We start from the raw sequence: 12,816 nt of genomic DNA on the forward strand, positions 1-12,816 counted from the left end.
GCGCTGGTGCAGTATCCGCCGCGCAAGGCGCCGCCGCTTGCCCTTCCGGCACGGATGCCCCCGGACACAACGAACGTTTCCTCATGGTCGCGGTCCTTTCGAACCACGGGTCGGGCGGGCTGGCCCCGCAGCGCCCGGAACTGACGCTCGGCAGCAAGTTCCGCATGATCAACTGGGGGCTGGTGCTCCTGGTCTGCATCATCACGTCGGTCGGGGTGGCCCTGCTCTACTCGGCCGCCGGCGGCAATTGGAAGCCCTGGGCGCAGCCGCAGCTCGTGCGCGCCGTCCCCGGGCTGATCCTGATGCTGATGATCGCGCTGGTCGATGTGCGGCATCTGATGAAATCGGCCTACGCCATCTTCCTGATCGTGCTCTGCCTGCTGGTCGCGGTGGAGCTGATGGGCCGCATCGGCATGGGCGCCCAGCGCTGGATCGACCTGGGATTCTTCCAGCTCCAGCCGTCGGAGCTGATGAAGCCGGCGCTGACCCTGGCGCTGGCCCGCTATTTCCACGGCATCTCGCTGGACCAGATCGGCCGCCCGCTGCTGCTGATCCCACCGCTTCTGCTGGTCTTCACCCCGGTGGCCCTGGTGCTGATGCAGCCGAACCTGGGCACCTCGCTGCTGCTGATCATGGGCAGCGGCGCCGTCTTCTTCGCCGCGGGGGTGCGCATCTGGAAGTTCCTGGTGGTCATCGGCGGCGGCCTGTCGGCCATCCCCATCGCCTGGGAATTCCTGCATGATTACCAGAAGCAGCGGGTCTACACCTTCCTCGACCCGGAGACCGACCCGCTGGGCGCCGGCTACAACATCCTCCAGTCGAAGATCGCCCTGGGGTCGGGCGGGCTGTTCGGCAAGGGCTTCATGTCCGGTTCGCAGAGCCAGCTGATGTTCCTGCCGGAGAAGCACACCGACTTCATCTTCGTCGTGCTGGCGGAGGAGTTCGGGATGGTCGGCGCGCTGATCCTGCTGGCGCTGTACCTGATGCTGTTCATCTACGGCGTGGTCATCGCGCTGAGCTGCCGCAGCCAGTTCGCCCGGCTGGTGGCGGTCGGCATGACCGCGCAGTTCTTCCTCTACGTGATGGTCAACGTGTCGATGGTCACCGGCCTGATCCCGGTGGTGGGCATCCCGCTGCCGCTGGTGTCCTACGGCGGGTCGGCGATGATGACGCTGATGATCGGCGTGGGGCTTCTGCTCAGCATGTCGGTCCACCGCGAGGTCCGCATCCCGAAGAGCGGCGTCACCGAATTGTGACGCCGCCATGAGCCGTCCGCGCTTCGGCCGCCTGCTGCCGGCCGTCCTTCTCTACCTCGTGCTCAAGGTCATCCTGTACCGGGCCGCCGGACTATTCGAGGTGGCGCCCAACGCAAGCGCCTGGTACCCGCCCATCGGGCTGATGCTGGCGTTCGTGCTGCACGGCGGCTGGACCGCCCTTCCCTTTCTCCTCCTCCCGTCCGACCTGCTTGTCTACGGGACGGTGAACGGCTTCAGCCTGCTGATCATCCCGCAGGCGCTCGTGGTGGGCGCCACCGGGCTTGCCCTGCGGCGGTGGCCGGGAGGCGACGTCTTCGGAAGCGCGAAGGGCATCGGTGTCTTCATGGTCGCGGCGCTGGCCGCCGTCTCCCTCCTGCTCGTCCTCTCCACCGCGGCGGTGCAGGCCATCACGGCGCAGCGCATCACCATCGCCGGCAACGTGGATTTCGCCTATTGGCTGGGCGACCTGTCGGGGCTTCTGCTCGGCACACCCGTGTTCCTGGCCGTCTTCCGTCGGATCGGCCTGTCGCCCGGCGGGGCGGACCGCTGGCTGTCGCCGGGCGTGGGCACGGTGCTGCGGGCGGCCGTGCTCAGCGCCGCCGGATTGCTGGCCTGGTCGTTGACGCACGACCGGATGGCCACGCCGGCCAGCGCGTTCTTCCTGCTCATCCTGCCCATCGCCACGGCGGGCTTCCTGTGGGGGTTCGCCGCCTCCACGCTGACCGCCTTCCTGACCAACGGCGGGCTCGTGCTGACGATGCATGGGACGCTAACCCCCGCTGAAGCCGTCGATCTTCAGGTCTTCATGCTGGCCGCCGGAGCGACGGGGCTGCTCCTGGGGGCCCTGGGCAGCACGCGCATGGAGCTGCTCGGGCGTAACGCGCAACTGGTGCGCGCCATCGAGGAGGCGCCGCTGGGCATCGCCCTGCTGGAGCGGCAACGGGACGCCGGGGTGAGGGTTGCCTTCGCCAACGCCACCTTCCGGCGCTTCGAACCCGACATCACCCCCGTCGCTCGCCGCTTGGCGCACGGTCAGGGCTTGGAGGAGGATGTGGAGCGGGGCGGCCGGACGCTGGCCTGGACGGTCAAGCCGGCCTCCGCCTCGCCATCGGGCGGGGCGATGATCGCCATCGTCCAGGACGTGACGGAGCAGCGCCGGAACGAGCGGGCGGAGCAGCACCAGCGCCGCATGGTCGCCATCGGAGAGATCGCCGGCGGCATGGCCCATGAATTGAACAACCTGCTCCATCCGGTCCTCAACCTCAGCCGGCAGGCGCGAACGGATGCGACGACCCGTCCGGAGCGGCTGGGCCGCGCGCTGGCCATCATCGAGGACAGCGCCCGCAGCGCCGCCGCGCTGGTGCGGCAGGTCCTGTCCTTCGCCCGCGGCAGCGACCACGACGAGGAGGGAGCGGAACTGGTGTCCGCGGTGCGCGACGTGACCGCCCTTCTGGACGCCACCCTGCCGCCCACCTTCACCATCACCCTGACCAGCGAAGCGCCCGAGGTTTCGGTCCGCCTGACCCGGACGGAGATCGGGCAGATCGTGACCAACCTCGCCGTCAACGCGCTGGACGCCACCGGCCAGAGAGGCCATTTGCGCATCCGCATCGGGCGGCCCGCCGGCGGATTTGTGACCATGACGGCCGAGGATGACGGCCCGGGCATCCCTGCCCCGGATGCGGAGCGCGTCATGGAGCCCTTCTTCACCACCAAGCCCCACGGGCAGGGAACGGGGCTCGGTCTGGCCGTGGTGCAGGATCTGCTGCTTCGGCGCGGCAGCGGCATCCGCCTCGTGACGCAGGCTCCCCAAGGGGCTCGCTTCGTGCTAACCCTTGCGGAGCACTGCCGAGCGGGAAGTCTATGAAGATATTGATCGTCGACGACGCCGAGAACGTCCGCTACTCGCTCCGCGCCAGCCTGGAAGACGCCGGATACGATGTTGACGAAGCGCCCGATGGCGAAGTCGCGCTTGCCAAATTGCAATCGGAGGCTTTCAATTTCATTGTGGCGGACGTGTGGATGCCGCGCTTGAACGGCATCGATCTGCTGCAGAGGATGCGCGACATCAGCCCGCAAACACCCGTCTTTATCATTACGGGTGGAGCAGCCCGCATTCCCATCGAAAGCACGGCGGCGATGGCGCGGACGTGGGGGGCCGATCAGGTGTTCTACAAGCCGTTCGACAACGACGATCTGATCGCCGCGATCCGGCAGCGCGACGCCGCTCGCTAAAATCACGCGTCGGCCTTTCCCTGCCGCAACTCCAAGAGACGTTGCAGGAGTCGCGTCGCCGCACGGGCATAGACCTCCGCTTCCTCGTCCGGCATTTCCGCGAGCGCGCGCTCCAGCACCTGGCGCGGGTCATGCTTCAGCAGATCCCGGCCCTTGTCCGTCAATTCCAACAGATCCGCCCGCGCGTCGCGCGGGTTGGAGCGCTTGTTCAGCAAGCCCTTGTCGACCAGGGTAACGACGGTGCGCGCCACGCTGGCGATCGCCAGATCCTGATAGCGCGCCAGCGCCGATGCGGTGCGCTGCGCCTCCGGCGCCTCGACAAAATAGCGCAGGGCCACCCATTGGGCCGGGTACAGCCCCTCCGCATGCCCTGATGCGTGCAGCAACCGCGATGTGTTCTCCACGACCGTCGCCAACCCCGTCATCGACAGTTTTTGGACCATTGCGCCTGTCTGAATCCGTTCCGAACCGCTGATGGCGACAATAGCCGCGTTCCGCCGAAGGCGCCACCGCCCGCCCTTTAACGACCCATTAATGCATCACTGCTTAGCATAATTTTCTAAGCAGTGCTTCCTATATGGCCGGACGCCGGGTGGCATTCATCCGACCGTCCGGCCGCTTCCACTGTTCCGGGCGTCCCGCACTCGTCCCGACAACGCGCAACGATTCGATCAGGTGAGATCCGCGACCATGGCAGCAACAGGGAACTTTTGGACCGCGGCGCGGATCGTGGGCGCGATGGCCCTCGGCTCGGCGATGACGCTGTGCACGACGGGCAACGTTTCGGCGAGGAACTACGCAAGCGTCGGTGAGATGATCATGCTGTGCGAAAGCCACGGCGGCCCGGACTTTGTCAGCTTCGCACAATGCTACACCGCCAATCTCCGTGAGTTTATGCCGGGAAATGCCAATCCCACGTTGCAGTCGATCCAGGACGAAATGGTGGCGTTCACCAACGCGCTGGCCGCGGCGGTCGGTCAGCGCAGCATATCATCCCGGACCGCGAAGGTAATTTTCCAGAACGCACGCGTCAAGTTCAACGACATCGACAAGAACTCGCGAAGCAATCCGGCACAATACAACTCAAATGATTTGAGGCAGACAATATATGGCGAGTTCAACGGCGCGCTGAAAACCTACGATGATGCCAAGCGCCTGTATGCCGCGGCGAGCGCCGAGGAGCGGCGGTGCGTCGGCGATCTTGACGCCTATGTGCAGCAAGACAAGGTGGCGGCATTGGAAGGCAACGTGAAGGAGTGCAAGCGGCAGATCGCCGACCGGAACGCCGCGCTCGCCCGGCAAGAGGAGGCCCGCCTCGCCGCCGAGCGGGAGAAGGCCCGGCAAGCCGAAGAGGAGGCCCGCCGGAAGATGGCGCAGCAGGAGAAGCTTCGCCAGGAGGAGATCGCTCGACAGAAGCGCGCGAAGGAAGCCCATGAACGGTGCATGGCCGACACCGATTGCCGCGCTCAGAAGGAAAAAGCCCAGGCCGAGTGGCGCTCGATGGTGGCCCTCGGGCTTTATCCGAAGAAGACGTACATCCGGATTCTCGGCGTCCACAAGCAATGCGAAACCGGCGGCAACTTCATGTGCATGCAGGTCTGCAATCAAATGGCGGACATCGTCGACCGACAGGTCCGGGCAATGACCGGGACGGGGATTCTTGCCTCCACCAGCCTGGAGTTCAAACTTCCCGGCATGGAGGAGGTTTTTGCCGGCGCGCTGAAACAATGCATCGATGTGAGCCGGCAGTGACGCCGGCCAAGCCGGTCAGGCTTGGAACATTGCGCGGCCTTGGAGGTGATTTTGAAGACAGCGTTGTTGGCGTCTCTGCTGTATCTGGTGGCATTCACCACCCCCGTGAAGGCGCAGGACGCAGCCACCCCGCTCACCCAGACCGAGATGACCGAACTGACGGGGAATCTCGCCGATTGCTGGAGCGCGGGCGAACTCGCCAAGCTCAACGGCCGGTCGATCCCGGCCCGCCTCTTCTTTGACGAGGAGGGGAACTATTCCGGCATATCGCTCGTCGACCGCAGCGCGATGGCCGATCCGATCTACCGCAGCGTTGCCCAGTCTCTCATCCAGACCTTCAGGACCTGCAAGCATCTGAGAGGACCGGATCGCCTGAAAGGGCGGCACGCCGAGGTGCTTGTGACTGTGCGTCCGCAGGATTTCCGGGAGTCCGCCACCAACGGCCGGGCCATCGCCAGCAGGACGCCGCCAGCGGGGGTCGAAGGCTCCCTCTCCATCAAGGCGATCGAGGGCGCTTGGAGCAGGGGCAGCACGATCTGCGGACGGACGATCTACACGATCCACCGTCCGGGTGAGTTCCTCCAGGTGATCAGCGACGGCATGAGCGATGCGCGGCGGACGCCCCGCGAAGCGTATCTGATGGGTGGTTACCTGGGAAAGTATGTGGACGAGGGCGACGGAAACGTCGTGTTCATCGTCGAGAATTTCCCGAAGATTAAATTCCGCATGAAATACAACCGCTCCGACGCAACGCTGGATCAGCACCTCGAATATGACGGCCGACCGGCGCATCCCGCGCACAGGATGGTGAAATGCCTGTCGGCGGAACAGGCCAAGACGGCGGAGATCATGGATTATGATGATCGCAGCAAGTGGCTTTCGGAGAAGGACAAGGCCTTCCACCTCGTCCTGGTCACGGCCGCCATCAGCGGACACGCGGCCGCCGCGACGGCCGCGATGAGGGATGGCGCGGACCCCTTGAAAGCCGGCTTCAACGAGGGCCTCGGCATTCTCGATCTCGTGTATCAGAACAGCCAACTGTCATGCGAACAGAAGCTGGCGATGCGGAACCTCCTGAAGGCACAGTCTCCAGCGCTCAAGGAACTCCTGCCTCCCGCGCTGCGAACCAGCTATGTCGGCAACTGCGCCTTCTACGCGACGCTGAGGTGACGACGCCGTTCACAGAACAAAAACGATACCGGGGAGGCGGCGTACGACGCCCCGTCATGGGCGTCGCGACCGGCCGGATTCGAGTGGGCGAAGGAATTCGGACGGTCGAACCGGCTGGGGTCTGACGCTCCCCCGCCGCCAATCCCCCCTTCACATCCCACGCTTCTGTCGGGCCATGCACGCCGGTCATGGCCATGCAGGTCGGGGCGACGTGCGCACCGCGTCACGCGTCCGTGCGCACCGCGCTTTCGTCCTGGTTCTGGATCAGCACCTTGTCGATGCGGCGGCCGTCCATGTCGACGACCTCGAAGCGCAGGCCGTTCCAGCGGAAATGCTCCGCGGCGGTGGGGACATGGCCCAGCCGGTCGAGCATGAAGCCGGCGATGGTGTGGTAGTCGCCCTCGCCCTTCAGCCCCCTCACGCCGACCAGCGATTCCACCTCCTCCACCGGGGTCATGCCGTCCACCAGCCAGGAGCCGTCCTCGCGCTGGACCGCGAATCCGTCGCCTTCCTGCCCCTGTTCGGGCAGCTCGCCGGCGATGGCCTCCATGATGTCGGTCACGGTGGCGATGCCCTCGACGCTGCCATACTCGTCCACCACCACGGCCATGTGGATGCTGGCCTGCTTGAACAGCTCCAGCAGCCGCAGGACGGGGGTGCCGTCATGGACGATCAGCGGCTCCACCATGGCCTCGCGCAGGTCGAAGCTGCGGCCCTGGAGCGCCTGGTTGAGCAGCGCCTTGCTGGACACGATGCCCTGCACCTCGTCCACGTCGCCGCGGCAGACCAGGAAGCGGGAATAGCCGCTGGCCTGGATCTCCTTGGCGATGGCGTCGGGCGGGTCGTTGAGGTCGATCCACACGAGGTCCGGGCGCGGCGTCATGATCGACCGCGCGGTGCGGTCGGACAGGCGGAACACGCCCTCGATCATCTGCCGCTCGGCCGGCTCGAAGACGCCGGTCTGGGTGCCCTCCTTGATGAGGCTCTTGACCTCCTCCTCGGTGACGGTCTGCTCGCGCGCGGTGGGCAGGCGCAGCAGCTTCATCAGGCCCTCGGTCGAGACGCCGAGCAGCCAGACCAGCGGCATGGCGATGCGCGACAGGACGCTCATCGGACCGGCCACGCCGGCGGCGATGCGCTCCGCGTTCACCAGCGCCATGCGCTTGGGCACCAGCTCGCCGACGATCAGCGACAGGTAGGTGATCGCCGCGACGACCAGCGCGAAGCCGACCTGCTGTCCGTAGGGGGCGATCCAGGAGACGTTGGCGTCCAGGACGGAGCCCAGACGGTCGGCCAGGGTCGCGCCGCCATAGGCGCCGGCGATGATGCCGATCAGCGTGATGCCGACCTGCACGGTGGAGAGGAAGTTGCCGGGGTCCTCCGACAGTTTCAGCGCGGCGCGGGCGCCCTTGCTGCGTGTTTCCTCGGCCATCTGCTGAAGCCGCGCGCGTCGCGACGACACCAGCGCCATTTCCGACATCGCGAAAAAGGCGTTCAGCAGGATCAGCAATATGATGACCAGAACTTCCCAAATCATGGCGTCGAGCCCGCGGGCGCTCCCTTTTATGAAGACAGTTTGTCGAAGATCAGCATGCCGGCCTGCCCGAAACCGAACAGGACGGCAGCAACGATGACGATGGCGATCAGACCGGCGACGAGGCCGGCGACGACGAAGGCCCCATCCTTCTCGATCAGCCCCAGCGCGATCAGCGCGATGGCGAAGGCCGGCGGCTGGTTGCCGAAAACGATGGGGAGGGCCAGGACTCCGGCCAGGATCATCACGGCCACGCCGAGCAGCCGCTCCGCCGTGGGGGCGGTCATCGCCGGCAGGCGCGGGCGCAGATGCCGCTCAAGCCGGTCGACGTGCGGCTTCGCCTTCGCGATCACGCGCAGGAAGGCGTCGCGGTCGAGCGTGAGGGCGGCCAGCCGGCGCGGCAGCCAGGGGCGGTCGCGCCCGGCGGCGATCTGCGCGCCGATCAGCAGCATCGGCAGGCCCGTCGCTGTGGACAGGCCCGGCACCGGCAGGATGTTCGGAATGGACAGGATCAGAAGCAGGGCGCCGAAGGCGCGGTCGCCCAGAATGCCCACGAGGTCGCCCAGCGCGATCCGCGCACCGTGATCGTGGTTCAGGAAATCGTCCAGCACCGCCGAAGCGGGGTTCACCGGCGGGGAGCCGGTGGTCGCGGCATCGCCGCGGTCAACGTCCTCCGGAGCCTGACGGTCCAGGGACGTGTCGGGAGGTCGGCCGTCGCTCACGGCGCTCCCCACGGAGGCCGCCCGAAACGGCGGAAGGGTAAACCCATGGACCTTTCGCGTCGCAACATCGTAGGGATTCCTTTTACAGCATCGCCGGTCGGCGCGCCAGCCCATCTGTGGAATGCGCCGTTTCTCAAGGGGATGATGCCACCAATGGCAGATCCACGGTGAAGGTCGAGCCGCGCCCCGGCGCCGAATCGGCGGTGATGCGCCCGTCATGCCCCTCCACGATGGACCGGCAGATGTAGAGGCCGAGGCCGACCGTCCCCTCCCCCTCGGTGCCCAGCCGGCCGGTGCGGGCGAAGGGCTGGAAGAGCTGGGTCAACTCAGCCGTGGGAATGCCCCGCCCGTCGTCGGACACGCGCAGGCGCGCCCGGCCGCCCGCCTCGCTCAGGGCGACACGGACCCGTCCGCCGCGGTCGGAATATTTGATGGCGTTCGACAGGAGGTTGTTGAGAAGCTGATCCAGCTTGGCCGGGTCGATGTCGGCCATGGGCAACGGGTGTTCGGGCACGGACAGCTCGATGGTGATGGACTTGCCCTCGGCCAACACGCGGTTCATCGAGACGTTCCGCCGGACCAGCGCCACCAGATCGGACGGTCGCCGCGCCAGCCGGAGCTGCCCGGCCTGGAGGGCCGCCAGGGACAGCGCGTCCTCCACCATGTGGCGCATGGACAGGCTGGATTCCCGGATGCGCTCCAGGCAGGCGCGCTCCGTCGCCTCCAGCCGCCTGTCCAGCCGCTGCTCCAGCAACTCCGCGAAACCGACGACGACCTGGAGCGGCGTGCGCAGATCGTGGGCCAGCATGCCCATCAGCCGGTTCTTCTGCTCGTTGCTGGCGGCCAGCTCGGCGTTGGCCTTGGCGAGCGCCCGCTGGACGGTGGCGAGTTCGTTGTTGAGGAGGGTCATTTCGTCGAACAGCGCGTCCACGGTGGGAACCTCCGGCCCCGGCACCCCCGTCCGGAGCGGAGCGAGCCGTTGGGCCAGCCGCGGGTTCAGCGCCTCCATCTCCTCAAGCAGGGCCGGGAGCCCGCCGGGTGCCCGCGCCACCGCCAACAGCAGCCCCTCCGCGTCGCTGAGCCCGCTGACATGGAAAGCCCCCATGGGATCGAGCCGGCTGGACAGGGGCTGGTCGATCACCCGGCCGGACTTCCGCAAGCCGGTGAACAGGTCCAGCGCGCCCGCCACCGCGTCCGGTCCGAACAGCACCGGAAAGGGGGTGCCCGGCTTTCCGGTCAATCCCGGCAGTCCGGCGCCCACCCGGTGCAGGGCGCGCAGACGCCCGTCGTGATCGCAGGTCAGGACCAGCCCGTCCATGCCCTCTCCCTCAAGCCGCACACATCACGCCATGCCCGTCCCACCAAACCCGTCACGCCACACCGGCGGCGCGGTCCGGGGCCGCCGGGCCGATCAGCCGCTCCGCGATGGCGACCGCCTCCTCGGCGCCGGGGGCGAAGGCGTCGGCGCCGACCGTCTTCCACAGGTCCGGAACGAGGTTGAAGGGGTAACCGCCGACCAGCACGTGCGGCGGCTGTTCCCATGGTTCGGCGCGCACCGCGGCGATGAGGGCGGCGACCCGCCCGACATGGGCGGTGATGGTGGCGGACACCGCCAGAATCCGGGCGTTCCGTTCCCGCAGCGTGTGGATGATGCTGGTCGCGGGCGTGTTGGCGCCAAGGTAATGGCTGTCCCAGCCGGCCATCTCGAAGAAGTCGGCGACCATGCGGATGCCGATCTCGTGCTGCTCCCCGCTGACGCAGGTGGCGACCATGGACAGGCCCCTCCGCTCCGTGGCGAAGATCGCCGGGTAGAGCTGGCCCATGATCGCCTGGGTGGCGGCGGTGGCGAAATGCTCGTGCGCCACGGTGATCGCCCGTGTCTGCCAGAGCCGACCGATCTCGCGCAGGGCCGGCTGGAACACATGCAGGTAGAGATCGGGCACCCTGGCCCCGCCGGCGGCGGCTTCCGTCACCAGCACCGCCGCCCGGCGCCGGTCGCCGGCCAGCAGCGCGTCCACATAGGAGCGCGCGAGCGCGCCGAGCGGCGCGTCCGACCGGACGAAGGGCGGCACGTCCCGTGGCAGGCCGGGCAATGCGGCCAGCCCCTGCTCCACACACGCGCGGACACGCGCCGCCGTGGCGGAATCGACCCGGGCGGCCACCACGTCGCGAAGGATTTCCAGGCTTTCGCCCAGTTCTCCGTCGGGGATGCCGATTCCGGCGAAAAGGATCTTGACCCAGGCCACATACTCGCGGAACAGCGCCGGGCTGTCGCTCGCCTGCGCCTCCGCCAGATAAAGGAGGTGGAAGCCGACATCCTCGACACAGCGCTCCCGGCCGGCCTCGCCGTAACGGGCGTAGAGCGCCGGCCAGCGCTCGAACTGGATCGCCACGACCGCGCGCGCCAATTCCTCGCGGCGGTCCACGATGGGATTCGAGGCGATCCGCAGCGGAGCAGGAATGGGCCGGACGGTCCCCGGCATGGCACGGCGTCTCCGGTCAGAGGGGCGGTTCGGAAGGAAGGTGCTCCCTCCCGTCCGTTCCTGCAACGCCCGACTGTGCCGAATGGTTCAGATTCCGACCGATCACGCCTTATGATTGCGGAACGCCCTTCAGCGGCCTTTCTGAAGGACGAAGGTCAGCCGCTTCTGGAGGTCGGCCTTCGACACCGGCTTCACCAGATAGCCGGAAATGCCGTAGGCGATGGCCCGCTTGACGGTGTCCGCCTCGCGGTGCGCGGTCAGAACGATCACCGGAAGATCGGCCAGCGGGTTGCCCGTGGCCGTCCGCAGCGCGTGCAGCAGGTCCAGCCCGCTCATCCGCGGCATCTCCAGGTCGCAGATGGCGAGATCGACCTTTTCCGGATGGTCGCGCAGGATGGCCAGCGCCGACACGCCGTCCGACGCCTCCCACACGTGGCGAACCTTCAGATCCTGGAGCAGGCGGCTCATCAGCCGGCGGGTGAAATCGTCGTCTTCGATCAGCAGGACGCGCAGGTCGGCGATGCTGCGGCTCGGCAGCCCATCCTTCGCAGGTTCGTTGAGCATCGGCGCGGCCATCCCTATCCGTGTCGTTGCATTGGGGAAACGCCGACACACGTTACATCGCTGGGAAGGACCGGAAAAGCCTGTAAATGATGCAAAATTTGTAATTTATGCAACCTGAGGAAAGGGCTGGCGGCGCCCTGTCGTGGCCGATCGCGGCCGTGCGCCGGGGGTCCGTTGTCCGCGCCGCCCGCGATCTGCTAAACCCGCCGAGGTCAACGACCGAGTCAATGATCGGGGGCGACGGCCGGTGACGCCCCTTGGGAACAGCCCTGCACCCCACCTGCGGTTTCGGAACAGCCATCCATCATGCAACTCGACCTTCTCAAGAGACCGGACGGACGCACCGCCATCCTGATGCCGTCCGGCTTCGTTCTCGATCTGCTGACGCCGGACGCCACGGGCATGCCCATCGCGGACATCGCCCAGTGCCTGTCGTCGCAGCCGCGCTGGGGCGGCGCCGCCCGGCCCTGGTATTCGGTGGCCGAGCATTCGGTGATGGTGTCGCGTCTCGTGCCGCCGCCCCTGGCCTATTCGGCCCTGATGCACGATTGCGAGGAGTTCCTCGGCGACTGGCCGTCGCCGGTGAAGGTGATGCTCGACCGCGACTACGTCAAACAGCGGCTCCATCCGGTCAAGGACGCGCTGCGCCACTGGTTCGGCTTCGATGACGAGGCGCCGGCCATCAAGCAGGCCGACCTCGTCTGCATGGCGACGGAACTGCGCGATCTCCTGCCGCCCGCCTGGCTGGATTGGGGGCATCTGCCGCCCGCCCACCCGGACAGGATCGTCCCGGTCGGTCCCGACCGCGCCTACACCCTTTTCCTGGACCGGTACGAGGAGTTGAAGCACCTCGCCCAGCCTCAGAAAGCCAAATCCCAAAAGGCCAAGCCCACGCGAAACAAGCGCAGGACGCCGCAGCCTTAACATTTGCGCCAGGACCGGCGCCGAAGGGGCCGTACGCGTGCCCGTACGCCTCATGCCGCGTTCGACCCGCCATTAGGAAACGTACGGGGGCCGGCGCGCCGCCGTACCGCGCCACGCACGGCAAGTATCATACAGTAACCTACCTGCCGTGCGTTCCCGGACGCTCCACACTGGAG

The 12,816-nt window shown here is 67.2% G+C and carries 12 protein-coding genes; 6 read left to right on the forward strand and 6 right to left on the reverse strand.

From position 1 onward, the window contains the following. Positions 1-83 precede the first annotated feature (83 nt). From rodA to TSH58p_RS24480, 3 genes are read left to right on the forward strand one after another with little or no spacing between them, the layout of a single operon-like run. A complete protein-coding gene (rodA, locus tag TSH58p_RS24470; RefSeq protein ID WP_109072538.1) occupies positions 84-1,256 on the forward strand; it encodes a rod shape-determining protein RodA in 1,173 nt (390 codons plus the stop codon). A 7-nt stretch (positions 1,257-1,263) separates the two neighbouring features. Continuing rightward, positions 1,264-3,123, forward strand: a complete 1,860-nt coding sequence (locus TSH58p_RS24475; protein ID WP_109072539.1) for an ATP-binding protein — start codon at positions 1,264-1,266, stop codon at positions 3,121-3,123. After that, on the forward strand, positions 3,120-3,491 hold the full coding sequence (locus TSH58p_RS24480) for a response regulator (RefSeq protein WP_109072540.1): 372 nt from the start codon (positions 3,120-3,122) through the stop codon (positions 3,489-3,491). Before TSH58p_RS24475 ends, TSH58p_RS24480 begins: the two co-directional genes overlap by 4 nt. Positions 3,492-3,493: 2 nt before the next feature. Here the strand turns inward: TSH58p_RS24480 and TSH58p_RS24485 are convergent, their stop codons facing one another. Next, entirely contained in the window at positions 3,494-3,934 is a 441-nt protein-coding gene (locus tag TSH58p_RS24485; RefSeq protein ID WP_109072541.1) for a MarR family winged helix-turn-helix transcriptional regulator, read from the reverse strand. A gap of 247 nt (positions 3,935-4,181) precedes the next feature. Between TSH58p_RS24485 and TSH58p_RS24490 the strand changes: the two genes are divergently transcribed. Next, positions 4,182-5,243, forward strand: coding sequence for a hypothetical protein (locus tag TSH58p_RS24490; RefSeq protein WP_158282664.1), 1,062 nt, complete (start codon positions 4,182-4,184; stop codon positions 5,241-5,243). A gap of 66 nt (positions 5,244-5,309) precedes the next feature. Continuing rightward, a complete protein-coding gene (locus tag TSH58p_RS24495) occupies positions 5,310-6,413 on the forward strand; it encodes a hypothetical protein (protein WP_109469529.1) in 1,104 nt (367 codons plus the stop codon). Positions 6,414-6,636: 223 nt separating this feature from the next. Here the strand turns inward: TSH58p_RS24495 and TSH58p_RS24500 are convergent, their stop codons facing one another. The 5 genes from TSH58p_RS24500 to TSH58p_RS24520 form a co-directional block, all read right to left on the reverse strand. Further along, on the reverse strand, positions 6,637-7,950 hold the full coding sequence (locus TSH58p_RS24500; RefSeq protein WP_109072544.1) for a hemolysin family protein: 1,314 nt from the start codon (positions 7,948-7,950) through the stop codon (positions 6,637-6,639). A gap of 26 nt (positions 7,951-7,976) precedes the next feature. After that, positions 7,977-8,669 carry an exopolysaccharide biosynthesis protein gene (locus TSH58p_RS24505; protein ID WP_109072545.1) on the reverse strand — a complete coding sequence of 231 codons (693 nt, stop codon included), beginning with the start codon at positions 8,667-8,669 and terminating at the stop codon, positions 7,977-7,979. 133 nt (positions 8,670-8,802) lie between these two features. After that, positions 8,803-9,987, reverse strand: coding sequence for a sensor histidine kinase KdpD (locus TSH58p_RS24510; protein WP_109072546.1), 1,185 nt, complete (start codon positions 9,985-9,987; stop codon positions 8,803-8,805). 52 nt (positions 9,988-10,039) lie between these two features. Further along, a complete protein-coding gene (locus tag TSH58p_RS24515) occupies positions 10,040-11,152 on the reverse strand; it encodes a B12-binding domain-containing protein (RefSeq protein WP_109072547.1) in 1,113 nt (370 codons plus the stop codon). Positions 11,153-11,281: 129 nt separating this feature from the next. After that, positions 11,282-11,716, reverse strand: coding sequence for a response regulator (locus TSH58p_RS24520; protein ID WP_109072557.1), 435 nt, complete (start codon positions 11,714-11,716; stop codon positions 11,282-11,284). A 306-nt stretch (positions 11,717-12,022) separates the two neighbouring features. Between TSH58p_RS24520 and TSH58p_RS24525 the strand changes: the two genes are divergently transcribed. Beyond that, positions 12,023-12,640, forward strand: coding sequence for a hydrolase (locus TSH58p_RS24525; RefSeq protein WP_109072548.1), 618 nt, complete (start codon positions 12,023-12,025; stop codon positions 12,638-12,640). The last annotated feature ends 176 nt before the right edge of the window (positions 12,641-12,816 follow it).

It is taken from the genome of Azospirillum sp. TSH58 (assembly GCF_003119115.1).
In the GTDB taxonomy this organism is placed as follows: Bacteria; Pseudomonadota; Alphaproteobacteria; order Azospirillales; family Azospirillaceae; genus Azospirillum.

Coding starts and splice junctions, on each gene's coding strand:
- rodA (WP_109072538.1), top strand. CDS start 84: ATGGTCGCGGTCCTTTCGAACCACGGGTCGGGCGGGCTGGCCCCGCAG.
- TSH58p_RS24475 (WP_109072539.1), top strand. CDS start 1,264: ATGAGCCGTCCGCGCTTCGGCCGCCTGCTGCCGGCCGTCCTTCTCTAC.
- TSH58p_RS24480 (WP_109072540.1), top strand. CDS start 3,120: ATGAAGATATTGATCGTCGACGACGCCGAGAACGTCCGCTACTCGCTC.
- TSH58p_RS24485 (WP_109072541.1), bottom strand. CDS start 3,934: ATGGTCCAAAAACTGTCGATGACGGGGTTGGCGACGGTCGTGGAGAAC.
- TSH58p_RS24490 (WP_158282664.1), top strand. CDS start 4,182: ATGGCAGCAACAGGGAACTTTTGGACCGCGGCGCGGATCGTGGGCGCG.
- TSH58p_RS24500 (WP_109072544.1), bottom strand. CDS start 7,950: ATGATTTGGGAAGTTCTGGTCATCATATTGCTGATCCTGCTGAACGCC.
- TSH58p_RS24510 (WP_109072546.1), bottom strand. CDS start 9,987: ATGGACGGGCTGGTCCTGACCTGCGATCACGACGGGCGTCTGCGCGCC.
- TSH58p_RS24515 (WP_109072547.1), bottom strand. CDS start 11,152: ATGCCGGGGACCGTCCGGCCCATTCCTGCTCCGCTGCGGATCGCCTCG.
- TSH58p_RS24520 (WP_109072557.1), bottom strand. CDS start 11,716: ATGCTCAACGAACCTGCGAAGGATGGGCTGCCGAGCCGCAGCATCGCC.
- TSH58p_RS24525 (WP_109072548.1), top strand. CDS start 12,023: ATGCAACTCGACCTTCTCAAGAGACCGGACGGACGCACCGCCATCCTG.